Below are 25,812 nucleotides of genomic sequence, written 5' to 3' on the forward strand. Positions count from 1 at the left end.
CGTTCCGTATAGCCTCCTTTTCTTTATCAAAGATAATCAAAAAGAGGGAGAAAGTGCGTTTGTCGTTAGATTTATAGCGTTACCCCGGACTTAAATATAGCAATCTCCCGATATCCTTTCCGTTCATTGTTGGTCTGTTTTCCTCCGGCAATATCCTGTATGAACCGGATAAACTGTTCGGCAAGGGTTTCCATTGCTTCACCTTCCGCCAAAGTTCCGGCGTTAAAGTCGATCCAGCCGGGTTTGTTTTCTGATAAAGCAGTGTTGGTTGAAATCTTGACAGTGGGGATAAATGTTCCGAAAGGCGTTCCCCGTCCGGTGGTGAAAAGTACCATGTGGCAACCCGAGGCGGCTAATGCCGTGCTGGCTACCAGGTCGTTTCCCGGGGCGCTCAACAGGTTTAAACCTTTAGCGGATAAACGCTCTCCGTACATAAGGACATCCTTGACTCCTGATTTACCGGACTTTTGTGTACAGCCGAGTGATTTTTCTTCCAGGGTAGAGATACCTCCGGCTTTGTTTCCGGGAGAAGGATTTTCATAAACCGGTTGTTTGTTTTCCAGGAAATAGGCTTTGAAGTCGTTGATGAGGCGGACGGTTTTGTTGAATAACTCTTCTGTACCGCAACGATTCATTAATAATGTTTCGGCACCAAACATTTCGGGGACTTCCGTCAAAACACTCGTTCCTCCCTGTGCAACCAGAAAATCGGAAAATACACCCAATAGCGGATTGGCAGTAATACCGGAGAAACCGTCCGAACCACCGCATTTCAAACCGATACGCAGTTCACTGAAAGGAACCGGCGTACGTTGGTCGGTTGAGGCTATGGCATATAATTCGCGCAGTAGCTTCATGCCTTCTTCCTGCTCGTCTTTCACTTTTTGGCAGACCATAAAGCGAACACGTTCCGTATCGTATTCCCCCAGAAACTTGCGGAAAGTATCCGGCTGATTGTTTTCACAGCCTAGTCCGACCACCAGTACTGCACCGGCGTTCGGATGTTTTACCATGTCCCGGAGGATTTTACGGGTATTCTCATGGTCGTCACCTAACTGGGAACAGCCGTAATTATGGGGAAAAGCCACGATCGCATCCACACCTTTCCCATCCGTTTCCCGTCGGAGAGTTTCTGCCAGTTGGTTGACGATGCCGTTAACACAACCGACTGTCGGCAGGATCCATATCTCATTACGTATGCCGACTTCTCCGTTTTTACGTCGGTAGCCGTTAAAGGTCAATCCTCGGTCGGGAATATGTAATGTTGTGTCCTGTGGTTGCCAGGTGTAATCTTGTAACCCGTCCAGGTTTGTTTTTATATTTTTCTCGTTTACCCAGGCTCCGGCAGGGATATCGTTCCGTGCGTGGCCGATGGGAAAACCATATTTGATAACAAGATCACCGGTGGTGAAATCTTTCAACGCCACTTTATGCCCGGTTGGGATCTCTTCCCGGATAGTGATCTGACGATCACCAAGTTCAATCTGATCTCCGGCTGATAACGGGGCTATGGCAACAATGACATTATCGGCCGGATTTATTTGGATATACTTTTTCATCAGAGAATCTCTTTTACTACCTCTCTCATACCTTTTTCCTGAATCGCATCCAGGTAATAAATAACCCGCTCTGTTAACCCGGAAATCCGGTTGAGGTCTTCGCCCCAAATCTCATCCACTGCCAGGATATTTTCAGCCACGGTCCGTGTAGAGTTGGTTGCCCAAAGTTCTTTCATCAGGCATATTGTCTTCGGATCATCGTTGGGTACGATCTCGGTTCCGTCTTCACGTTTGCCTCCTTTATAATAGGTAAGGATCGCTGCCAGTCCCAATACAAGTCCTTCCGGCAAAACACCTTTGCGTTTCAGGTATTCTTTCAAACCCGGCAAGTCGCGTGTCTGGTATTTGGGGAAAGAGTTCAGCATGATGGAAGTGACCTGATGATCGACAAACGGGTTGTTGAAGCGGTCCAGTACATCATTTGCAAACTGTTCCAGTTCTGCTTTAGGCAGGTTCAACGTTTCCATCAGTTCTTCGAACATCACTTTGCGGATATATTTTCCGATCACTTCATCCTGGCAGGCATCCCGTACGATGTCGATTCCGGAAAGGAAAGCAACGGGTGAAAGGACGGTGTGAGGGCCGTTCAGTAAAGTAACCTTTCTTTCGTGATAAGGAGCTTCGGAAGGAACGAACAATACATTCAGGCCGGCTTTATCGGCGGGAAATTCCCTGGATATTTCCTGTGGTGCTTCGATTACCCATAAATGAAATATCTCAGCCTGTACCACCAGGTTATCGTTATATTGGAGTTTGTCTTTGATGGTATCGATCTCTTTTCGTGGAAAACCGGGAACGATACGGTCTACCAGCGTGGCATAAACACCACAGGCCTCTTCGAACCAGGTTTTGAATGCTTCGCCCAGTTGCCAGAGATCGATGTATTGGTAAATAGTCTCCTTCAGTTTGTGTCCGTTCAGGAAGATCAGTTCGCAGGGGAAAATGATTAATCCTTTGTTCTTATCCCCGTCGAATGTTTTGAAACGGTGGTAAAGTAACTGTGTCAGTTTACCGGGGTAAGAGGAGGCTGGTGCATCATTTAGTTTGCAGGACGGATCGAAAACGATGCCTGCTTCGGTCGTGTTGGAGATCACGAAACGCATTTCCGGCTGTTCCGCCAATTGAATGAATGCTTCGAAATCGGTGTAAGGATTCAGTGAACGGCTGATTACGTCGATCAGTTCGATACTGTTGACTGTTTTCCCTTTGTCCAAACCTTGCAGGTTGACATGATACAGGTTATCCTGCTTCTTGAGCATGTCGACCATCCCTTTCTCAATGGGTTGAACAACTACAACACTGCTATTGAAGTCCGTTTTGGCATTCATATTCCAGATGATCCAGTCCACAAATGCCCGAAGGAAATTACCTTCTCCAAACTGTATGATACGTTCCGGGCGGATGGTGACCGGAACGTTCTTCCTGTTTAATTCTTTCATTTTATTTTATTTGTTTACAACGAAGTTTCGTATCTGACATTCCGTACCTAAAGAATCGGGATTCTTTTCTTTCGAGATACGAAGTACCAGCTTATGGGCTGTGTCATCTAATTCTGTTTCCAGCATATATACCCAGGGAATATAAAGATATTTGCTCCATTCGGTAAACGTATCGAGCTTTTTGAATGGGGCACCGTCGATGCTGTATTCAAGGATTCCGGCTGTCGGACCCGGTGTACAGAAAATACCGATCGCTTTTCCTGTGAAGTCGAGTGTCAATTTGTCGCCCGGACGAGTAGCTTCCAATATGGGAACATCAACGAAACCTCTTCTCTTTTCATACGTATTATCCGCACGCCAGGAAGGAACGTATTTCCAGCCTTTGTTCAGTTTAGCCTCTTTCAGGTCGATAAAGTCGCCGCCATAATAACTGTATGCATCGAGTGGTTGTGCAGGTATTTCGTGGGCAACGACTGGACTGTTGGGAGTGATTCCTTTCCACATCGTATCGAAGAGGTGGTTGATGGCTGCGGCATAGAATTTATGTCCGAACGGTAGCGGATGGGTTCCGCCGAACTGTTCCCAGGTGAACTCGCCGTCCTGCATCCGTTCGCCTATTTCTTGAACCAGGTTGACAGAAGGGATCAGGTAATGGTTTGCCACCCGTTCGTGGTTCAGTATGACGTCTGGTTGCTGTTTTTTAGCAACCATCGGGATAAACGGATCGTAGATGAAGTGTAACATCACGATATCCATTTCCGGGTTACTCAGTAATGCATGGCGCACTTCCCCTTCCATGCCACGTACCTGTTCCAATGGGCTGAAATGGTTTGTATGGTCGTTCACGGCTGCTTCCACAAAAAGCAGGTCTATTTTTCCTTTCGAGAGAATATCATTTTTCATTCGGAAGGAACCCGGAGTCGTTCCGGTAGAACCGATGCCGGCTTCTACAAATTCGAAAGTCGTATAAGGGAAACGCTGTTGCAGCTGTTTTTCGATCATGTTCTTCCAGCCGTTCATCTCTGTGATGGAACCGCCCAGAAAGGCGACACGTGCTTTACGTTCTTTCTCGAACTTGACAAACGAGTTTTGCAGGCTGCCGCGCACGTTGTAATGCAGATATTTCTCATATTCCGGTTGGTGGCGAAGGATGAAGTCCACAACCGGTTCCGGATTTTCCAAACTATGGGGATGATGGTCTACACCCGGTTTGATAATTACTTCTACCGGACCACCCAGAGCCAGGTAGCGGGAACGTACTATATCCATATTCTCCTTGAGCGGAACGACTTTGTCTGCATCTCCGCAAACGCTGATGATCGGGATTCCGGCTTTTGCCAACGGTTCCAGGTTGTCGATCGGATTACCTTTGAACGCATTCATCTCTTCGTCTGTCAGGTCCCATTCTTTCAACAAGTCGTTCCACAACTCTGCATTCTTTCTTCCCGGCCAGCTGAATACATTGCAAACCGGGGCGTCGATATAGATGCAGGCGATCTTGTCTGTGTTTTTGGCAGCCCAGTTCAAAGCATATAAACCACCGCGGCTGAATCCTTCCAGAGTCACTTTCGGAGAAAGTCCGTACCAATCTTTCATATAATGGTAGAACTCCGTGCCTAGTGCTACTGCACGCGGGTTCCCATAACAATGTGTCACATCATAATAAGCTACATGAAATCCTTTTTCCAGTAAAGCCTTGTCTACACTGGGGAAAGCATTGAAGAAAGCCGGGCGCCATATCCACGGATTTCCTTTGGCCGCCTGTTTAGGGACAACCACGATCGCATCGCGTCCCTTGAACTGGAAATCGTAACGGTCGCATCCGTTCCATTCGCTTTTCAGACCGGGAAAAGCCTGCATCCGGTGCGAAGTTTCTTTGCCTGTAATCGCTTTGTAAACGGTCTCGGCTATTTTATGTGCACCGACTGGATCGGGATGGACATTATCCGGGAAATGTTCCTGTATGCCGCTCAATGCCGTATGTAAGTCAATGATCGGTAATTTATTCCTTTTCGCTACCTGTTCAATCACTGGAATAACACCGGCTGCAATGATACTGTCGTTAATACTGGCATCGCTGACATAGGCTTTGGGTGGATAACAAAGATAGATCTTTGGTTTTGACGGGATTGCCTTAAACGCATTGATCATCGTCTGAATATCTCCGGGAAGTCCGGCTTTGTATTTCCAGTTGAACGATTTGGAATCATTTGTCCCCAGCTTGATTATAACGATGTCGGGATTATAGCTGAGAGCATCTTTAAACATTTGTTCCTTCATGTAAGGACGATCCCCTTTCATCAGCATAGTACGGGCACTAAAGCCGAAGTTCCGTACTTCATACTTCTTTCCGAGCATTTGCCCGAGAACAGAAGGATAACTGTCGCGGTCGCGGTTGGCAATCCCGGCCCCAAATGTAATACTGTTTCCTACACATGCCACTCGGATTACTTCAGCGGCTTCCTGCGTCCAGCCATTCAGACTGACGATCAGAAAAAATACGATTAGATTGATTAGCTTTTTCATGATAACTTATCTCGATTCTTGATTCTCTATTCTCTATTCAGAGTCTGCTAAATGGCACGCAGATAACACAGATTAAGCTGATTATCGCAGATATATTATTAAAAAAGATCTGTGGTCATCTGCTTAATCTGTGTTATCAGTGTGCCATCTTGTAGCCTTGCGAAGGTAATTAAATTTTTTATATGTCAGAACTTTATAAGAATACGAAATACTTTACCGGGAGCAGCGCTCCATGTCTGCATGGCGGCAAATGCTTCTTCGGGGGTGACAATCCGGGATATCAGTTCTTCCCGCGGACAACTGTTCTGCTGAAGATAGCGTACTACAGCCCAGAAATCTTCCGGCAGAGCGTTGCGTGAACCCCGGAGATCCAACTCTTTCTGTACGAAATATTTGGTCTGAAAGGTTACTTCGCTTTTCGCATAGCCGATGCATACTACCCGTCCGGTGAAAGCGACTTCGTTTACCGCCGTTACATAAGTTGCCGGACTTCCTACGGCTTCGATGACCACATCCGGTCCCAGGCCGTCGGTCATTTCCTGTAAACGTTCATGTACATTTTCAGTCTGTGAGTTGATCGTGTAACGGGCACCGATACGTTTGGCCAGTTCCAGTTTTTCATCATCCAGATCCATGGCGATCACTGTTGCACCTCTTAATGCAGCACGCACAATCGCCCCGCAACCGATCATGCCGCAACCAATGACCAGGACGGTGTCGATGTCGGTGACTTGTCCGCGGGAGACTGCATGAAATCCTACGCTCATCGGTTCGATCAGGGCACAGTCGCGGGGAGAAATGCCGGGAGCCGGAATGACTTTCTGCCAGGGCAGAGCGAGATATTCTCCCATTGCACCGTTACGCTGTACGCCGAATGTCTCATTATGTTCGCAGGCATTTACCCGTCCGTTGCGGCAGGCAGCGCATTTACCGCAGTTGGTGTAAGGATTTACGGTAACACTCATGCCCGGTTCGAATCCGTCAGGAATCCCGGGACCTACGGCTTCAATCACAGCTCCGACCTCATGACCGGGGATAACGGGAAGCTTGACCATCGGATTACGCCCCAGGAATGTGTTCAGGTCGGAGCCGCAAAAACCGACAAACTTAATTTTCAGAAGAACTTCGCCGTTTTTTACTTCCGGCTTTGCTATGTCGACTACCTGCAGTGTTGCAGGAGCGGGAATTTGTATTGCTTTCATATACATTATATATATTATAAATTAATCGACCACTTTATAGCCTTTCCACCCGTAGTAAGCACAGAAAAGGAAGCAAACCAACGGGATCAGATAAGCGATATAATAAACAGCTTCGAAATGATGCATCACGTAAGCCGTCAGCTGGGGCAGACAGGCATTTCCGACGATTGCCATCACCAGGAAAGCCGAGCCGCTCTTGGTATTGTCGCCCAGTCCTTTTAACGCCAACGAGAACTGTGTCGGATACATGATCGACATGAAAAACGATACAGCCAGCATCGCATATAACCCGACCATTCCGCCGCATAAGGCGATCACTCCGCAAAGTACGACATTGAGCAGTGCATAAACCAGCAACATGTCCTGCGGACGGAAGCGGACCATCAGCAGGGTGCCGATCCATCGTCCCAGCAGGAAAGCCAGCATATACAGACCGAAGAAAGTGGTCGCGACCGATTCCGATAACCCGGCATAACTGCAACAGTATACCAGGAAAAGGCTGTTGATCGCTGTCTGCCCTCCATTATAAAAGAACTGTGCGATCACTCCCCAGCGCAGATGCGAACGTTTCAGCACGCCGAAGTCGATCAGCTTTCCCTCTTTCTCGCCTGTATGTTCTTCGTCCTGGATACGGGGTAGTCTGGAAACAATGAAAACAACTGCGATAATGATTAATAAAAGTGCTAATAGAAGGTATGGCTGTTTCATTGAATCCGTTTCAAACTGGATGTACGCATCCCAACCTCCGGGATAATTGACGGGCAGGCTTTCACGTGTATAGTGGTTTCCGCTTAATACCAGTTTACTGAGGAACATGGCCGAGATAAAGGCTCCTAATCCGTTGAACGACTGTGCCAGGTTCAACCGTCGGGGAGCCGTCTCCGGATTACCCAATACGGTTACGTAAGGGTTGGCTGCCGTTTCCAGAAAACACATACCTGTCGCGATAATGAAAAAGATACTGAGATACGCCCAGTATTCTTTTAACAGGGCAGCCGGGAAGAACAATAAGCCTCCGAAAGCAGCCAGGAACAGTCCGAAAACGATCCCTGCCTTGTAACTATACCGTTTCATGAACATGGCGATCGGGATCGGGAAGATGAAGTAAGCCAGCCAGTAGGCCGTTTCGGTAAATGATGCCTCGAACGGGTTCAGTTCACAGGTTTTCATCAGCTGCCGGATCATGGTCGGCAACAGGTTGCTACTGATCGCCCACAGGAAGAAAAGGCTGAATATCAGCGCCAGCGGTAGCATATAGTTTTTCTGTTTCATGGTATGATTGTGTTAGGTCGTGTTTATTCGGACATGTTTTTGATATAAGGTAATTCGATCAACTCTTTGAATCCATAGAAAGTGGCTGCATTTTCTCCCAGGAAGAGGTCCTTTTCCTGTTCTGTCAGTTCCTCGGTCTTCAGGATGAAATCGTATGACATCCTGTAGGTGATAGCCGTAATCGTGCGGGGATAATCCGATCCCCACATCAGCTTCTCCATGCCTACCCGGTCTGCTGCTTCGCGTATCGCTTTAACGGCACCGGGGAAAGGATAAAATTCGTCGTTGAACAACCAGGTGATACCTCCGGATTCGATGCGGACGTTCGGGTAACGTGCCAGGCTGATCTGCGCCAACCAGTTCGGTCGGGTAACCATACCGAAATGTCCGATCGCAATTTTTAATCCGGGGCATTCCTGAATCACCTCTTCCAGTTCACCGGTCTGGCTGTCGCCATCAGCCAGGTCGACGGAGAGGATCATATCTTTGTTTTCCATAAAATGGAACATTTCCATCATCTCGTCACCATTCAGACAGACCCGCCCTTCCTGGAGTAAAAGGCGTTGTGCCGGCACCTTGATAGCCTTGAATCCGCGGGCAGCCAGTTCGCGTGCCTGTGCCGTATAGCCGGGACGGCGAAATTCGCAGAGACCGCAGACAAAGAAGCGATCCGGATAGCGGTTGGCGACCTCCAGCAAATAATCGTTTTGCATGCCGTCGATAAACTCTTGGGTGACGACGGCTGCCGAAACCTGTGCATAATCCATGTTCGACAGGAATATCTCTGCCGTGTTCCTGCCGTCGATGATAAACGGAGGAACCATCTGCCGGATTTCACCCATAAAGAGTGAACGTCCGTTAGTGAGTGTCCGTATCGGCAATCCGTCGACTACCGTATCCTGCCTGAGCCAAAGATGGGAATGGGCATCTATAATCTTTCTGTTCATGGTATTTTCTTTAAAGGATATTTGTTTTCCGGTCAGGAGTTCGACCAGCTGACCCGCTTTTGGTCGCCGATAATCTCCTGTACTTCACGAACCAGGTCCCAGTCGATCGGGTCTTCTATATATTGGATGTTTTTCCGGACATTCTCCGGATTTGCCGAACTGAACAGGGTGGTTGCGATTCTCGGGTTACTTACTGAGTATTGCATAGCCAGTTTTTCTATCGGGTAACCTTTGGAAGCGCAGTGTTGCACTGCTTTTTGGCAGGTTTCTACCAGTGCTGCCGGTGCCGGATGCCAGTCGGGAACACCCCGTTGCGACAATAATCCCATCGAAAGGGGAGAAGCATTGATGATACCGATCTGTTTGGATTCGAAATAATCGAAATAGTCGGCCAGCTTATCGTCGTTCAGGCAGTAGTGGCAGAAATTGAGAATGGTTTCTACCGTTCCTTCGGGGACGCGGTCGATTACCCATTGCAGGTTTTCCAGTTGAAGGTCGGTAATGCCGACATGCTTCACGATTCCTTTTTCGCGTAATTCCACCAATGCCGGCAATGTTTCGTTCACCACCTGGTTGAGGTCGGCAAATTCGATATCGTGTACATTGATCAGGTCGATGTAGTCCAAATGCAGCCGTTCCATGCTTTCATATACGCTTTCGGTAGCCCGTTTGCCGGAATAGTCCCAGGTATTAACGCCGTCTTTTCCGTAGCGGCCGACTTTTGTTGAAAGCATAAAAGCGTCGCGGGGAATTTCTTTCAGTGCCTTTCCCAATACCGTTTCCGCCTTGTAATGTCCGTAGTAAGGGGAGACGTCGATAAAGTTCATCCCGTTTTCGACGGCAGTAAATACTGCCTGGATGCTTTCCGCTTCCCGTGTTTCATGAAAGACACTGCCCAACGAAGAGGCTCCAAAGCTCAGAACGGGTACTTTCATCCCTGTTTTTCCACAATATGAGTAGTTCATGGTATGTATGATTTGAGTTATCGATTGCTCAAATGTATAGCTTTTATGGTTTGCCTATAGCCGTTTTGTGCTGAAAAATCTACGCAAAGGTTTGCACTATGCTGCGGTGGTCGAAACTGTTTCACCCTGATGGAACAACTGTTTCACCTAGGAGAAACAAGTGTTTCATCGGGGTGAAACAAATTGAAACAGCCGGAGGATCTGTTGGAAATCGGTTGAGAGTTTGAACGGATGTGATGAAGAAAAGCCGGTTTTCTGCCGGAAATAAGTATATTTGCCGGAAGTAATCGGAATTGTAATGCCTAAGAAAAGACACATATCGCTGAAAGACCTGGCCAAAGAACTGGGTGTTTCCGTTTCTACTGTATCGCGTGCGCTGAATGACAGCTACGAGATCAGTCCCGAAATGCGGGAACGGGTGAAGGCGCTTGCCGAAGAATGGAATTACCGGCCGAACCCGTTTGCGTTGAGTCTGTTGAAAAATACACCGCGTATTATCGGCATCATCGTGCCGGATATCGTTACTCATTTCTATTCATCGATTATCAGCGGTATCAATGACGTGGCGCGTAAGAACGAGTATTCCGTTATTATCACTTCTTCCTATGAACAGTACGAACAGGAACTGCATTGTGTGGAAGACCTGGTAAACATGCGGGTGGAGGGTATATTGGCCTGTCTCTCACAGGAAACGACCGATTATTCCCATTTTCTTTCTCTGGAAGATATGGATATACCGTTGGTTTTTTTCGACCGTGTCTGCCTGACGAGTACGATCCCTTCGGTGGTGGCAGATAATAAGGAGTCGGCTCGGGTGGCTACCAGGCATCTGTTGGAGACGGGGTCGAAACGGGTGGCTTTCTTGGGTGGTTCGGATCATTTGGCGATCGTGCAGCAGCGTCGTGACGGATATATGGAGGCATTGAAAGAGCAAGGTTTCCCAGTCGAAGAAGAGTTGATTGTCTGTAAGAAGATGACCTATGAAGAGGGGCGGGAAGGTTGTTGCCGGTTGCTCTCACTGCCGGAACCGCCGGATGCCATCCTGGCAATGAACGACACACTGGCTTTTGCTGCCATGAAAGAGATTAAAAAGCATCAGTTCCGCATCCCTGCCGATATTGCCCTGATCGGTTATACCGACGAACTTCATTCCAACTATGTGGAACCAGCCCTTACAGCCGTCACTCATCAGACCTATAAGATGGGAGAGGAATGCTGTAACCTCCTTCTTAAGCAGATAAAAAAACGGGAAAAGCCCCGGCAGATCGTTGTACCTACCCATTTGTCAGTGCGGGAAACTTCCCGGAAAAGATGAATTTCCCTTTCATCCTTCATTGGGTACACCTTGATTCTGCTTTTCAAAATCCTTTGGTGTGACACCGAACTGCTTCAGGAATATCTTACTGAAATAAGAAGGAGAGTTGATACCTACCAGGTAACATATTTCCCCGATCCGGTGCTGGCCGTCGAGTATCAGTTCTGCTGCTTTCTTCAGGCGGATGAGACGGATAAAGTCATTCGGAGACAATCCGGATAACACCTTTATCTTGCGCAACAGGCTGGAGCGGCTCAGGAAAAGTATTTCTGCCAGTCTCTCTACACCGAAGTTTTCATCCGTGATATTTTCGTGGATGATTGCGATGATCCGATCCATAAACTCCTTGTCTGCCTTGTTCATCTGCATATTATTGACCGGGAAGAACGGACGCTTGGAGAATGCTTCGCGTTCTTTCTGCCGGTTGTTTAGCAGCGAGAATATCTGTGTCGCCAGGTAATTGAAAGAGAAAGGCTTTTCTACATATGCTTCCGCTCCCAGGCGCAGACCATTGATCTTGCTGTCGAGGTCGTTCTTGGCTGTCAGGAAAATAACCGGAATATGGCTGAGTTCGATATCAGCTTTTATCTCTTTACACAGTTCGAGACCGTTCATCACAGGCATCATAATGTCGCTGACAACAATATCTACGTGATGTTCACGCAGGATCTCCAGTGCCACTTTACCGTCGGGAGCTGTTTCCGTGATGAAGAGTTCCTGAAGTTTTTCCGCCAGGAACGAGCGCATAGTCTCATTATCTTCTACGAGCAGAAGCGTATAGTTCCGGCCTTCGGCATTAACTGTGGTCCCTTCTTCCGGGAAAATGAATTCTTCCTGGATAACGGCACTTTCCTGTTGCCGGACTTTTTCCTGGACAAGAGGTAATGTCAGTACAAATGAATTGTCGGTGGCCTTGGTATCCAGCCAGAGCTGACCGGAATGGAGCATGGCAAGCGAACGGGCGAGCGGCAGGCCGATACCGGCACCTGTCGATGTCCCTTCTTTCTTGTTGACCTGGTAGAAAGGTTCGAATATCTGCTGGCTGAGTTCTGCCGGTATCCGTTTTCCGTCGCTGATCACGCGGATACTGAAGGTGGTCTCCTCCTGACGCAGTTCGATCCGTATCGTCTGTGCCGAATATTTCAGCGCATTGTTCAGCAGATTACTCAATATCTTGGTAACGGCTTCCTGGTCGATGGCAGCCGTGATCTCTTCTTTCGGAATGTCGACAGACAGTACTTTCTCTTGTTGCAGGATGGTCGGCTCGAAGCGCAGGATCGTATCTTTAAGCAAGGTGGTGACATTCACCCAAGCAAAGTCCATCTTGAATTTATTGGCTCCGACTTTCCGGAAATCAAGCAACTGCCCGGTCAGTTCGAGCAGGCGTTTGGTGTTTTGGGCGATCACGGTCAGGTTACGCGTGATCTTACTGTCCTGGATATGCATATCGAGGATCGTTTCCAGCGGACCGTTGATCAGTGTCAGGGGCGTACGTACCTCATGGGCGATCTCGGTAAAAAATTCCACCTTAGCTTCGTAGAGTTCCTTTTCTTTGGCTATTTCGAAAAGTTTCTGTTTTTCTTCCATCTGCCGTTCCTTACGCCGTTTGTACCAGCGGAACCATCCGTATATCAGGCATAGCACCAGTAACGTATAAGCAATGTAGGCCCAGGTCGACAACCACCAGGGAGGGAGAATGGTGATGCGGAGCGATGTAGCCGATTGATCGTCTGTATCCTCTTCCTGTGTTGCTTTTACGTGGAATATATAATTGCCGGGAGGTAATTTGGCATAGGATATGTTCTGATTGCTGTTTGACTTTACCCAGTTATGGTCCAGCGGTTCCATTTTATAGAAACATTCTTTGCTGCGTGCAGACGAATAAGAAGGTATAGCTACATCAAAACTGATGTTCGACTGGTCGTAAGGCAATACGATCCGGTTTGTATGCAGGATGCTTTTACTTAACGGCGAATTGGGCGTATGTACCGTTACTTCCTTATTATAGATGCTGAATTTGGTGATATAAACCGGAGGAATGGAATCACTTTGCTGGTCGTCATTCGGATTAAAGGCGATCAGTCCGTCGATCGTCCCGAAATAAAATTTTCCGTCGCTCGCCTTAATTCCTGAATTGTAGTTGAACTGGTTGCCGATCAATCCGTCCTGAACGGTGAATACACGGACATCCCCGGTCTCCGGTTTAAACTTTACAAGTCCCTGGTTCGTGCCGAACCAGAAATTATGTTTGTTATCCTCCAATATTTTATAGGCGACATCATCGGGTAATCCCTGCTCTTTGGAGAAAGTGGTGAAATTATCATCCGTCTCATTATACCGGCAGATACCGCCCCGGTCTGTAGAGAACCATATCTGTCCTTTGCTGTCTTCCAGAATGGAACTGACAGAGTTTGAACTCAGGCTGCCGGGGTCTTTTTCGTCATTAAAATATTTCCTGAAAGTGTTATCTTCCTGTGTATATTTCCAGACACCGCTTCCCATCGAGGCGAACCATATCCGTCCTTTTTTATCTTCCAGCATGCACACGATCCAGTCGAGCCCTACCTCAGGAATCCGGGTAAAGTTGGAAGAATTAGCTTCTGCCCGGGATAGTCCCCATGCATTTCCTACCCATAGACGGCCCCGACTGTCGATTAGCTGGGAATAAACGCTTTCTTCGTCGAGGTTTAACTGTTGGTGGGTGAGGTGCCTGATCGAATAGTCGGATATGTTGATAATATCCAACCCGTATTTGAACAGCCCGCAGTATATTTTCCCGTCATGGAAGCTCATGGATTGGGTCATGAGGTGGTTTTTCCTGTCGGAAGCCGGATAGTTTATCTGTGTAACTTCGCCGGTTGAGGGATTCAGTATATTGATGCCGTTATCTTCTGTCCCGATCCATATATTGCCGTCGGGAGCTTCCACGATTTCACGGATGCGTCGCGTGTTGAGCGATTTTTCCGAACTGGAAGGAACATACTTTTCAAACAGCAGCTTATGGTTTGGCAGGTAGTTGACACCCCCGAATTTTGTGCCGAGCCAGATCCCACCTTCCCGGTCTTTATGGATGCAAAAGATGATATTATCCGAAAGATTGTACGAATGCATCGGGTCTTCTTCCAGATGGGTTACTTTATTGTGGGCTTCATCGACAATGAATAACCCGGCATGCGTGCAGACCCAAAGTCTTTCTTTGTCGAGGCATACCACATCCCGTAGGATCGTATGGTGCACGCCCGGGGCTTTCACTGTCTGCAGGACGTTGGTCACCGGATTGTATTTTTTCAGTTCGCCGTCATGAATGGCGAGGGCGATCCAGTCGCCATATTCACACATGGCAAAGATATGCTCGCCCATCAGGCTGTTGCCATTCTTATCGGTATGGTATTGAGTGAATGAATCTGTTTCGGGGTTGTAACGGAAGATACCGACTCCTGCCGTGCCGATCCACACCTCGCCGTTTTCTTTTACACAGATGGCTTCCGTACTTTCCCGTTTGATATTATCCTTGTTGGTGATGGCATAATAATATAACTTCTCGTCTTTATAACGGAAAGCGCCCTGGTCAGGGATCAGCACCCATATATTTCCATCATGGTCGGACGTTATTCTGGCTACCCAGTTGAACATTCTTTCCCCATTCTCAGCCTCCAGGTTGATGAAAGAAAATTTGTCGTAAACCGGATCATAGATATACACGCCCCGGTCTGTACCTACCCACAACTTTTTATTTTCATCTTCAAAAAGGGCGGATATATTGTGATTGCTTGTTCCGGTGATATAATCGTCGCAATTGAATGTCTGGATAGAGGTTCCGTCATAACGGTTCAACCCGTTTTTGGTCCCGAACCACATAAAGCCATAACTGTCCTGTAGGATTACTTTGACCTGACTTTCTGATAAGCCGTCTTCACTTGAGATATGTGAAAAGTAATAATTAAATGGTTTTCTGTTGGCGGCATATAGCCCGGACAGACAGAAAATCATCAGCAAAAGGTATAGAACAGATTTTCTCATAAAGACAGCCTGTAATGTGTTGTGTGTTTTCTTTATACAAAGATGATAAAAAAAACGTAGAACCCAACTCTACACAGAATCATTTCTTGATTATAACCCGGTTCTACTGTGAGTTCCCAATTAAATGAAAATAATTGTGTATTCGCACACACAATATGCTTTGTATTTAAAAAAAATGATATATATTTGCCGCAAATCATGAAAAACCAGTAAGAAATGAGCACATTAGGCAATGTAGGTCAGAAAATGACCCAGTACAGATGGACAATCTGTGCGATGTTGTTTTTCGCAACGACAGTAAATTATCTCGACCGTCAGGTCTTATCACTAACCTGGGATGAATTTATCAAACCCGAATTTCATTGGAATGAATCCCATTACGGAACGATCACTTCTGTATTCTCTATTGTATATGCTATTTGTATGTTGTTTGCCGGTCGCTTTATCGACTGGATGGGTACGAAGAAAGGATATCTTTGGTCAATTGGTGTCTGGTCGGCTGGTGCTTGTTTGCATGCTTTGTGTGGTGTTGTAACAGAACATTATGTAGGTATGAACAGTGCTGCCGAATTGATTGCTGCAACAGGTGATGTAGTGGTTGTTTTGGCTACTGTCAGTATGTATTGCTTCCTGGTTGCCCGCTGTGTGCTGGCATTAGGAGAGGCAGGTAACTTCCCGGCAGCTATTAAGGTAACAGCCGAGTATTTTCCGAAAAAAGACCGTGCCTATGCGACATCTATATTTAATGCCGGTGCCTCTATCGGTGCTTTGATCGCTCCGCTGACTATTCCGCCGTTGGCTAAATGGCTGGGTTGGGAGATGGCGTTTATCGTAATTGGTGCGTTGGGCTTTGTTTGGATGGGGATGTGGGTATTTATGTACACTTCGCCAGCCAAAAGTAAACATGTAAATGCTGCTGAACTCGCTTATATTGAGCAGGATAAACACGAAGAGGGTGTAGCTCCGGAATTGCCGGAAGACCAGCAGAAGAAAATAGGTTTTTGGCAGTGTTTTACTTTTAAACAGACTTGGGCATTCGTTGTCGGTAAATTCATGACAGACGGTGTATGGTGGTTCTTCTTGTTTTGGACTCCTTCTTATTTGAATACACAATTCGGGATCAAAACTTCAGATCCGTTGGGCATGGCACTTATCTTTACTTTATATGCCGTGACAATGCTCTCTATTTACGGTGGTAAACTGCCGACTATATTTATCAACCGTACAGGTATGAACCCGTATGCAGCCCGTATGAAAGCGATGTTGATCTTTGCTTTCTTCCCGCTCGTTGTATTGCTGGCGCAACCGCTGGGTACGATCTCTCCCTGGTTCCCGGTTATATTGATCGGTATCGGTGGTGCAGCTCATCAGTCCTGGTCTGCTAACATTTTCTCTACGGTAGGCGATATGTTCCCGAAATCAGCGATTGCGAGTATTACCGGTATCGGTGGTATGGCTGGCGGTGTAGGTTCGATGATCCTGCAAAAAGTGGCGGGTAACCTGTTTGTTTATGCGGATGAGACTCATATGACGTTTATGGGATTCGAAGGGAAACCAGCGGGATATTTCATTATCTTCTGCGTATGTTCGGTCGCTTATCTGATCGGATGGGTAGCAATGAAGGCTTTGGTACCGAAATATAAAGTGATTACATTGGACTAATTGATAGTTAAGTATAATAAAACCGGAGTATTAAAAGCTCTGTATGAAATGAAAAAGCCCTGGGTGATCCCGGGGCTTTTTTGATATTCATTCTGTTTTTACAGGAATGCCGCCGCTTTGCTGAATATACTGTTGAATTCCTGGTTTACGAGTGTCTGGTCGGTCTTTGACCGGAACGGGAACGGTATCTGATGTGAATAGGGGAAAGGAAAATCCAGTTCTTCCAGTATCTTGCCGGATGCTTTGCCCAATGCTTTGATCACTCCGCCGGTCGGCATGACGACATCTTTCTTCAGTGAGATCGCCTGGATCCGGTGACATGCTTTCTGGAAAAAGGATTCGCGGTATTCCTGTAGCACATCCGGACGGATCATGGCTTTGAAAGCCTGTTCGAGGAAATCATTCTTAAACGAAGTCGGTAAAGAACGGTTTTCCAGGAAGTCATGGCGGTAAAAACGCTGCAGGCTGTCGAATGCCTCCTGATCCATGATGTCGCGTGCATTTCCATCCATCTCGCTGAATATGGAACCGCCGCAGAACATGAACAGGCGGGTGTCGTTGAACATTTTCTCCGGATTACTCAATAATAATACCTGCGACAGCAATGCTCCGATCGAGTAGGCAAACAGATTGATGGACGTATCTTCTTTGAACAGAGGATGTCTGCCGCTTTTGATTTCGTATACCAGTTGCCAGAGGTTATACACCGATTCCCGTCCCGAGGCATAGAAGCGCAACGGGTTTATTGACAGCCGACTGCTTAATGCCACATTGGCAAAGGTGGAGTTGACCAGGTTGTTTATTTCCTGTTTCCGTTTGCCGACCCAGGGTAATACAGTTCGCGGATTGCACCAGCTGCCCGGTGTCCGGTTCATATGGAAAGCGATCGGGAAAAGTATGACCGGCTTTCCGGTCGACTCGGTCAGGTATTCGGCCCAGGTCAGGTATTTTTCCCAGGTTCGTTCGTTCAATCCGTGCAGGAGAATGATGGCTTTGTCGCGCTTCTCTTTTCCGGAAGGGGCAAAAACCGTATAATTAAATATTTTATTTTCCTGGATATGGTCGTCGGTGACGGAACAGAATTCGGTCGTGGCAAGCTCCTTTTGGAATTCGTTTATTTCGCTGGCACCTATTGTCTGCGTAAAACGAAAGGGAGTTATTTCCAGACGGCTCTCTTCCAGGCGTGCCTTTTTATCGTACGAAAAAAGGCTGTTTAGTTGTTGTGTGCGAAGTGAGATATCCATAACAATCGATTTTTGATGCAAACAAACATTATTAAAACAATCCTTGCAAATAAATGGTTCCGGTGAACTCCGGCAGGGGCATAAATCCGAATAGCGGGGTGAAATTTTTGTATACGGGGTGAATGTTTCGGGATTTACTAGTACATTTGTTACCAAATAAGAGGCAAAAGATATGGGAATGCTCGGTCATAAAATACCCGCTTATATTTATGAGAAGTCGAACATCGTTCGCCTGGTTCTGCTGACGGCACTTTTCGCTTTGGTGTTTATCAATATTTATAAGCCGTTCAGTTCGTCTAACTGGTATCCGGTTTCAGAGTTTAAATTTTTTGTTTTTTCCAGCCTGATAATCCTTACCGGTGTACTGGTGGTGGTAATCAGCCGGATCGTAATGTATTATTGGGGGAGGAAACATGTTGTTTCGGTAGGCGGATATTCGCTGTGGATCCTGCTGGAGATATTTTTTATGTCTCTGTTTTATACGATTTATACGCTGGTATTGAATCCGGAACGTGAATATTTGAGTGTATTCAAAGAGTCGGCTATCAATACGAGTCTGGTATTGCTGTTGCCTTATTCGGCTTTGCATCTTTATTTTTCTTATCAGGAGAAAGAACGGCAATTGAGGTTGCTGGAAGAAGACAGGGCGGAAGCTGCCAACAAATTATCAGTATTCTCTTTCTATGACGAGAAGCACGAATTGCGTTTGTCGGTGAAGCGGACAAATCTTTTATATATTGAATCTGCTGATAACTATGTCTGTATCTGGTACCTGAATAAAGGAGTGTTGACAAAGTTCATGCTTCGCAATTCGTTGAAGGCGATCGAGGAGAGCCTGGCGGAAACAAATGTGTTACGCTGCCATCGTTCCTATATGGTCAATTTCGACCAGGTTAAAGTGATCCGTCGTGAAAAAGATGGCGTTTATCTGGAATTAGGGGTAGAGAAAGTCCCGGATATCCCGATCTCGAAGACCTATAGCGAGAAAGTTACGCATTGGTTTATGACCTATTCCTCATGATCCTGTTTTGTACGAATAAGAGCGTTCTTTTGTCGTATAAAAAAACCGGAGCTGGTATCACTACTAACTCCGGTCAAGTGTGTCTAGCAAGGTTTTTGGTTAATATGTATGTTTTATAAATAGATCTTATATATTAATCGTCAACAGCAAGCCCTGAATAGCGATATCCGGAAACTTTATACCTCATACCGGGTTCATCGTCGCTGAATGAGATATAATAGACGATACTGTCCGCCGGTGTTCCATGAGGTGTTGTAGCAGCTCCCAATAAGATTTTACCGCCGTCAATCGTCACATCACATTCGTAGGCTTCATTGGGAGCAGCACCATTAGTTGCAAATGTCAACGCACCGACATCCGATTTAACCCGTACTTTATATTCCCAAAAGTGGCCTATATCGTCTACATACATTTCGGTAGGTGTATTTGCTGCCGTGTTATAGGTATTCATCAGGATATGTCCAATTCCGTTGAAATCTTCGGCAATGACATTACCTCCTTCATCTACCGCATCTACCGTCACTTTCCATTCACCGGCAAGTGCTTCGGTTGCTGTGTTGCCTATTTCGTCTTTTTCGCAACCTGCCAATACGAATACCAGCAGGGTAAATAGCCAAATAATATGTTTATTCATAATTTCTATCCGTTTATTTGTTCATTATTACATAGAATGTCATCGTTCCTGCATAGTCGATATACCAGGAAATCTGTCCTGTTTCCGGATCATATTTCCCCTCTTTCATGCTGTCCATAGAGTCGCCCCAACCAGCAAGCAAACTACTGAGCGGTTCGATCGTATTGTCTGCATTCAGTTTGAAATAGCCTTTCATGGCATAAGCTGCACCGTAAGCGGCTCCTTGGTCATACCAACCTCCCAGAAAATCGGATACGGCAAATATGCCTGGTGCCACCAAAGTAACAGATACACTGAAATCTCCTTTGAATGGAGCTTGTTGACCATTCATATTTCGATAACTGACGCTTGAGTCCACCGTATAATCACCGGAAGCATCTGTTGTGACCTCCGGATCATAAACAACCACCGTGCGTTTAACCGAACTGGAGAATCCATCCGCATTCGTAGCTGAATAAGATACAGAATATAGACCGATTTGATCTGCTTTCACATCACTATTGACAGTTACCGAAGCGGTCACGTCTTCTTCTCCCTCCATGGCAACAACACCGGGATCAGAGAATGTACTGCCCACCGGTACCAGCATGGGATTATCACCATTCAGTTCAAAGTTCACATAATAGGTCACTTTAGTCAGACCTTCTGTCGTTTTCTCGCAGCCCCATAAACCGAAAAGACCGCAAAAAAGCAATAAACTATAAATTACTTTTTTCATAAATCTCTCTTTTAAATTAAATTATTTACCCCAGAACACCGGTGACGTATATCCCGGGAATGCCGGTGTGTTCTCATTACGGGAAGAAGAACTTTCTGCATACGGATAACGTTCCAGCAATTTATTTGCACCCACTTCGCCAAATACCTGAATCGGCGTGTACAACGTACCGGGAACATATTTGGATGTATTGTATGATTCCTGATCGCCTTCGGTATAAAAGTCGCTACCTTTGGCTGTACCGAATGTGGGGTAATCCAAACGACGCATCTCACACCAGGCTTCGAACGGGTTGACACCGGAAAGAGCGACCCATTTTGCGATACCGATACTCTTTTTATAATTGGAAGCATCGAACGGATAACGGGCTACATAGTCGGCAGCTCCACTTACGTTAGCAGAAGCAAAAGAAGCCTCGATGGCGGCCGCATAATGAGTGGCGGCATCGGCTGCAGATCCATAACGTGCATAATATTCAGCCTTGAAGAATTCAACTTCTGATACGGTGATCAGGTAAACCGGCATATCGAATGTGGCCACCGGACGACACCAATCCTGCAATTTGCTGGTAGACTTCGGATAGTTGGTTCCTGAAATACCGCCGATATATTCATTGCTTTTGTTTTTTTGAAAGAAAGCAGCCAAACGAGGATCTTCATATTCGATAGCGCCTTCGCTGTTCTTTACTTGCATCGTACCGATGATCGCCAGGTTGGCAGCGATATTGGTTTGCGTAGATCCCCAGGTCGTAGCAAATTCTTCCGAATAGAACGGGTTCATCTGTCCTGGTTCGTTCTTCCAACATCCTTTATAAGAAACGTCGGTGGTTGGGAAGTTGTTTTCTGCCAATAAAGCAGCCACTTCTGATTGTACGTCTTTCACACCGGATATACGCATCAGCATCCTCAACTTCAATGCATTGGCGAACTTGATCCATTTGTCGGCCGTTGAAGACGGGAAAAGGAAGTTGGTGCATACAATATTCGATGCCGAAACCTTTTCCAGCGCCTCATTGATTTCTGCAATCACTCCTTCATAAACCACCTGTCCTTCATCATATTTAGGAGTCGGAAAGTTTTCTAAATCCAGTGCTTCTGTATAAGGCACTTCGCCATAACAATCAACCAAAGCTTCGTAAACAAACGCGCGCAAAACGGTTCCAGCCAGATAGGTTCCCCAGTCTTCCTGCTCTGCGGACTTGGTTAGTAATGTCTTCAGGTTCTGTAATGCTTTTTGATTGAATTGCGTATAGGTTCCGCTACTGCGGGTAGCCGACATATTGAACTTTGAATAGTCCAAATAGTTGCTTGTTCCGAATAAGTGCGCGTACTGCTGGGCATGGAAACCTCCGGCAATGCGCAAAAAATTACCATAGCTTGAAGCCGTGTTCATTTCGATGGCAGGCATTAACATGGAAGTCTCAATGTTCTCCTCGGCTGGCGAATTGGGATCCGTGTTGATATCCAAATAGCTGTTGCAAGAAGTGAAGCTTACACCCAAAAGCAGTGCAGATGCCAATAATATCTTTTTCATATTTTATTTTCTCCTCGTTTTAGAATTTAACACTCAGGTTGCATCCGAATATACGGCAAGACGGGTTGGTATACAGTTCACCGAATTGTGTTGCCAGGTCACCGTAAGTGGACTGTGATACGGTTGTCGATTCCGGATCTACGTAGCGGTTATCTGATGCGGTCCAGGTAAATACATTATTACAAAATGCCGTAATGGCCAAATTGCTCAATGACATCTTGCGTACCCACTGTCTCGGAACATTCCAGGTCAGGCTGATGTTACGCAATTTAACGAATGAACGATCGAGCAGATAAGCTTCTCCGCCATCTCCATATCCGTAATCGTTGAAATAGGTTTGATAGCTGCCGTTGCCCAGATAAATCGGGGTGGTGTTTTCGGTATAATTGCCACCGCCATTATCAACGACTGAATTGGGGATAATGAACGGACGGCGGTCGTTGTAAGTTGTAACTACACCGTTACCTGTAAATTGCATCAGGTTCTTCGTACGTGAGAACATATAACCACCGCTACGAATATCCAAAGATGCGCTCAATGTGAAATCTTTATAGGTAAAAGCTGTATTGATTCCGCCTGTCCAGTCGTGATTCATGTTTTTGCCGGTATCTTCGACCGATGTACCTAAAACAGGATAACCGTTTGCGTCTACGATCGGCTTTCCATCTGCAGTTTTCTTCGGTAAGTAAGTATAGAACTGCCCCATCGGCTTACCTTCTTCGGCATACATATAAATCGCATCGTTACCGGCAGAGAAGTTATAGATGGAAACTTTTCCGCCTTCCAGGCTTTCAGGTAATGAAAGTACCTTGTTGTTGTTTTTTGAGAAGTTGAAACTCAAATCCCAACGAAAATCTTTAACCTGTATCGGAGTGGTGTTGATAACTAATTCGATACCTTTGTTGCTGACTTCACCGAAGTTGGTTACCATATAGCTGAAACCTGTTGACGGATCGGTCGGAAGAGTAAAGATCTGGTCTTTCGTTTTGCGGTTGTAATAGGCTGCATCGATCCCGAAACGTCCGTTGAAGAATTGTAGGTTCATGCCGACTTCAAATTCTGATGTCATTTCCGGACGCAATGTGTTGCTGCCTTTTGTATTGGAAGCTATAAAGGCATTCACTCCGTTCATCGGGAACTTGGATATGTCGAGACCATAATAACCATTTGCCGTACCTTGTATATAAGTCAGACCTGTCTGGTAAGGATCTGCATCGTTACCGGTCTTACCATATGCCAAACGAGCCTTTCCGAAAGTAAGAATTTCATTTTCCGGGATTAGGCGGGTAAAGATCCAACTCAATGTGGCACCCGGATAGAAGAAACTGTTGTTGTCGATAGGCAATGTAGACGACCAGTCGTTACGGGCGGTCAGGTTCAGGTAAATCATATCGTCCCAACCAACGGTTACATCTCCGAAGAGACCTACCAAACGGCGTTTATTCTGACTTTCCGACAATGTTGTTTTCGTAGAACCGTTACTCAGATCCCAAAATCCGGAAAAGAACGACAAGTCGTCGGTCTGGCCGGTCGTGCGCGTATATCCGCGTTCGTTCATGTTTACACCGGCATTTACGTTCACATCCAGCTTGTTTTCCAGGAAACGTTTAGAATAATTAGCCAGGAAATCGTGATTCAATTCGTAATGACGGCCATAGCGGGTATATACATGTCCACTTTGGTTCATGTTGGAAGGAGCATATCCATAGTCTTCGTCGATCAGCGCGTCGTCCAGCTTAATTTGCGGAGCACCTACCTTACGGTCATAGTCCGTATAGTCGAAGCCCATGCGATAGGACAGTTTCAACTCTCTGATCGGAGTGACATCCACCTGCACTTTACCGTAAATTTGCTTCGAAGCCGTATGGTTGTAATTGTTTTCCAATGACCAGTAGGGGTTGGTGATGCCGTAAGGAGTAAAGTAAGCTTCCGGAGTATTGAAGGGTGAACTGGTATCTTTCATGTCCACGATAGAGATGTCGCGAGGTAACTCAAACACGCCGTCGATTACGGATGTACCTTGGAAACTGCCGACTGCATCCGTCTGGCTGCGTGCAAAATTAAGGGAAGAAGACACTTTCAACCAGTCTGTCGCTTCATAGCCGCCACGGAAAGCTACCGTATTACGTTCGTATGTATCATAATCTTTCGGCATGATACCATCATCTTTCGTAAAAGAATAAGACAGATAATAATCCATCTTGGTGTCGGAAGAAACACCGCTCAAGGAAATTGTATGGTTCTGCGACCAACCCGGATCAAAGAAATCCTTTACATTATCTTTTTTTGCACTGTATTCATGAATCAACTGCTGATTATTCCAGATCGGGCCATACACCTGCATTGATCCATCCAAGCGAGGCCCCCAGGAACCATTTTCGATAAATGTCTGTGCACCGTTCCATCCCTGTCCGAACGAGTTCTGCATTTCCGGCAGGAAAGAGACCATACGAGCCTGTACATTACCGCTGTAGCTGATCGAGAAATTTCGTCCGTCGCCTTTCTTTCCTGATTTCGTGGTAATCACGATCACACCGTTAGCGGCACGGCTACCATACAGGGCTGTTGCGGCTGCACCTTTTAATACAGTCATCGAAGCGATATCTTCAGAAGCCACACTTGAAATACCTCCGGTTGCTACGTTCTTGCCATCACCGGAAACCATATTATTCTGTAAAGGTACACCGTCAACTACATAAAGTGGTTGATTACTTCCGTTGATAGAACTGAAACCACGGATTACAATGTTACTAACCGAACCCGGGTCGGAAGAGGTGGAGCTAACCGATAATCCGGCTACCTTACCGGAAAGGGCATCGGCTACATTGGTCGTACGTGAGCTGATAATTTCATCAGCCTTAACGGTCGTTGCTGAATATCCCAGGGTTTTTTCGGAGCGGGTAATACCCATTGCCGTAACGACAACTTCTTCCAAATTCTGGGTGTCTGACTGCAAGAGCACTTTAATAACTGGCTTTACAGCTACTTCCTGCGTGTTCATACCGACATACGAAATTTGTAAAATTTTTCCCTCGGGTGGTACATCCAAAGAGAAACGACCTTCGGCATCCGTTACTGTACCAATCATTGTCCCTTTAACAAGAACTGATGCTCCAATAATCGGTAGACCGTCATCTGCGGCGGTAACAGTACCTGTCACCTTCACATTTTGAGCCACTACTGTACACATGCAGATCACAAGGCACAGTAAAGTAAAAGTTAACTTTTTCATTTCGCACACATTAAATTATATAATATAACTACAATTTTTACTAAGGTTAAATAAGGTATATCTAAGTCCTTGGAGAACTATGTCTTTTAGTCAGAAGGAAAGCTTAATGATCTTGTTTTGAATAGTCGTTATTCTGTTCTTGCTTTGAATTTAAGTTTACTGAGTATCATGCTCTTTGTGGATAAAACGGAAGGTGTATTTACTGTAAGATGAGGATTTGATATTTATTATCATTTAAAAGGTGTGAAAAAACAGCTTTCATTGGTTTGTTTTTGGTGGCTCCTGCTGCTAAATATTTAGTATGGCTGGATATTTTATGTAAAAAAAGGTTGTAGTTGTGATATTTTTATATAACTTGCCGTCGTTTTTTTAATAACCCAAAAAAACGACAACAAACACCAATAAGTTTATCGTTCTAAGTCTAAGATATTTTTATAAAACAGTTTCTGTTATAACTATAAAGATAGTCCAAATGGACATAGTTCTCCAAGAACTAAGTAAATAAGATTGTATTTATCAAAGA

16 protein-coding genes are annotated in these 25,812 nt (G+C 46.0%); 3 read left to right on the forward strand and 13 right to left on the reverse strand.

The annotated features are described in order from the left end of the window. Window positions 1-71 precede the first annotated feature (71 nt). The 7 genes from P3L47_RS07515 to P3L47_RS07545 all read right to left on the reverse strand — a co-directional run bounded on the left by P3L47_RS07515 (window position 72) and on the right by P3L47_RS07545 (window position 9,910). Window positions 72-1,559, reverse strand: a complete 1,488-nt coding sequence (locus P3L47_RS07515; RefSeq protein ID WP_427910544.1) for a UxaA family hydrolase — start codon at window positions 1,557-1,559, stop codon at window positions 72-74. Then, complete coding sequence (locus P3L47_RS07520; RefSeq protein ID WP_277783204.1) at window positions 1,559-2,998, reverse strand: tagaturonate reductase; 1,440 nt, start codon at window positions 2,996-2,998, stop codon at window positions 1,559-1,561. The genes P3L47_RS07515 and P3L47_RS07520 overlap by 1 nt, the downstream gene beginning before the upstream one ends. Window positions 2,999-3,004: 6 nt before the next feature. Then, window positions 3,005-5,524 (reverse strand): GDSL-type esterase/lipase family protein, encoded by a 2,520-nt coding sequence (locus tag P3L47_RS07525; RefSeq protein ID WP_277783205.1) that lies wholly within the window; start codon window positions 5,522-5,524, stop codon window positions 3,005-3,007. Window positions 5,525-5,709: 185 nt separating this feature from the next. After that, window positions 5,710-6,726 carry a zinc-binding alcohol dehydrogenase family protein gene (locus P3L47_RS07530; protein ID WP_277783206.1) on the reverse strand — a complete coding sequence of 339 codons (1,017 nt, stop codon included), beginning with the start codon at window positions 6,724-6,726 and terminating at the stop codon, window positions 5,710-5,712. 21 nt (window positions 6,727-6,747) lie between these two features. After that, window positions 6,748-7,998 carry an L-fucose:H+ symporter permease gene (gene fucP / locus P3L47_RS07535; protein WP_277783207.1) on the reverse strand — a complete coding sequence of 417 codons (1,251 nt, stop codon included), beginning with the start codon at window positions 7,996-7,998 and terminating at the stop codon, window positions 6,748-6,750. Window positions 7,999-8,021: 23 nt separating this feature from the next. Further along, the gene (locus tag P3L47_RS07540) at window positions 8,022-8,945 is read right to left on the reverse strand and encodes an amidohydrolase family protein (protein WP_277783208.1); all 924 of its coding nucleotides are present in this window, start codon (window positions 8,943-8,945) and stop codon (window positions 8,022-8,024) included. A gap of 32 nt (window positions 8,946-8,977) precedes the next feature. Then, the gene (locus P3L47_RS07545) at window positions 8,978-9,910 is read right to left on the reverse strand and encodes an aldo/keto reductase (protein ID WP_277783209.1); all 933 of its coding nucleotides are present in this window, start codon (window positions 9,908-9,910) and stop codon (window positions 8,978-8,980) included. Window positions 9,911-10,208: 298 nt separating this feature from the next. On the opposite strand from P3L47_RS07545, the gene P3L47_RS07550 reads away from it, so the two are divergent. After that, on the forward strand, window positions 10,209-11,225 hold the full coding sequence (locus P3L47_RS07550) for a LacI family DNA-binding transcriptional regulator (protein WP_277783210.1): 1,017 nt from the start codon (window positions 10,209-10,211) through the stop codon (window positions 11,223-11,225). Between the two features lie 9 nt (window positions 11,226-11,234). Here P3L47_RS07550 and P3L47_RS07555 read toward each other — a convergent pair whose 3' ends face one another. Then, entirely contained in the window at window positions 11,235-15,245 is a 4,011-nt protein-coding gene (locus P3L47_RS07555) for a two-component regulator propeller domain-containing protein (RefSeq protein ID WP_427910545.1), read from the reverse strand. A gap of 246 nt (window positions 15,246-15,491) precedes the next feature. On the opposite strand from P3L47_RS07555, the gene P3L47_RS07560 reads away from it, so the two are divergent. Beyond that, window positions 15,492-16,907 carry an MFS transporter gene (locus tag P3L47_RS07560; protein ID WP_122362063.1) on the forward strand — a complete coding sequence of 472 codons (1,416 nt, stop codon included), beginning with the start codon at window positions 15,492-15,494 and terminating at the stop codon, window positions 16,905-16,907. Between the two features lie 98 nt (window positions 16,908-17,005). Here the strand turns inward: P3L47_RS07560 and P3L47_RS07565 are convergent, their stop codons facing one another. Further along, on the reverse strand, window positions 17,006-18,151 hold the full coding sequence (locus P3L47_RS07565) for a DUF6051 family protein (RefSeq protein WP_277783211.1): 1,146 nt from the start codon (window positions 18,149-18,151) through the stop codon (window positions 17,006-17,008). A gap of 178 nt (window positions 18,152-18,329) precedes the next feature. Here P3L47_RS07565 and P3L47_RS07570 point away from each other — a divergent pair, with 178 nt between their 5' ends. After that, complete coding sequence (locus P3L47_RS07570; protein WP_122362062.1) at window positions 18,330-19,172, forward strand: LytR/AlgR family response regulator transcription factor; 843 nt, start codon at window positions 18,330-18,332, stop codon at window positions 19,170-19,172. A 133-nt stretch (window positions 19,173-19,305) separates the two neighbouring features. Here the strand turns inward: P3L47_RS07570 and P3L47_RS07575 are convergent, their stop codons facing one another. Genes P3L47_RS07575 through P3L47_RS07590 form a run of 4 tightly spaced genes read right to left on the reverse strand, consistent with a single transcriptional unit; the run spans window position 19,306 to window position 25,289 of the window. Then, the gene (locus P3L47_RS07575; protein ID WP_277783212.1) at window positions 19,306-19,806 is read right to left on the reverse strand and encodes a lipid-binding protein; all 501 of its coding nucleotides are present in this window, start codon (window positions 19,804-19,806) and stop codon (window positions 19,306-19,308) included. Between the two features lie 13 nt (window positions 19,807-19,819). After that, on the reverse strand, window positions 19,820-20,524 hold the full coding sequence (locus tag P3L47_RS07580; protein ID WP_277783213.1) for a BT_2262 family domain-containing protein: 705 nt from the start codon (window positions 20,522-20,524) through the stop codon (window positions 19,820-19,822). A 21-nt stretch (window positions 20,525-20,545) separates the two neighbouring features. Next, window positions 20,546-22,057 (reverse strand): SusD/RagB family nutrient-binding outer membrane lipoprotein, encoded by a 1,512-nt coding sequence (locus P3L47_RS07585; RefSeq protein ID WP_122375621.1) that lies wholly within the window; start codon window positions 22,055-22,057, stop codon window positions 20,546-20,548. 19 nt (window positions 22,058-22,076) lie between these two features. Then, window positions 22,077-25,289 (reverse strand): SusC/RagA family TonB-linked outer membrane protein, encoded by a 3,213-nt coding sequence (locus P3L47_RS07590; protein ID WP_277783214.1) that lies wholly within the window; start codon window positions 25,287-25,289, stop codon window positions 22,077-22,079. Window positions 25,290-25,812: the final 523 nt, after the last annotated feature.

Origin of the sequence: Parabacteroides chongii (genome assembly GCF_029581355.1) — a bacterium.
Lineage (GTDB): Bacteria > Bacteroidota > Bacteroidia > Bacteroidales > Tannerellaceae > Parabacteroides > Parabacteroides chongii.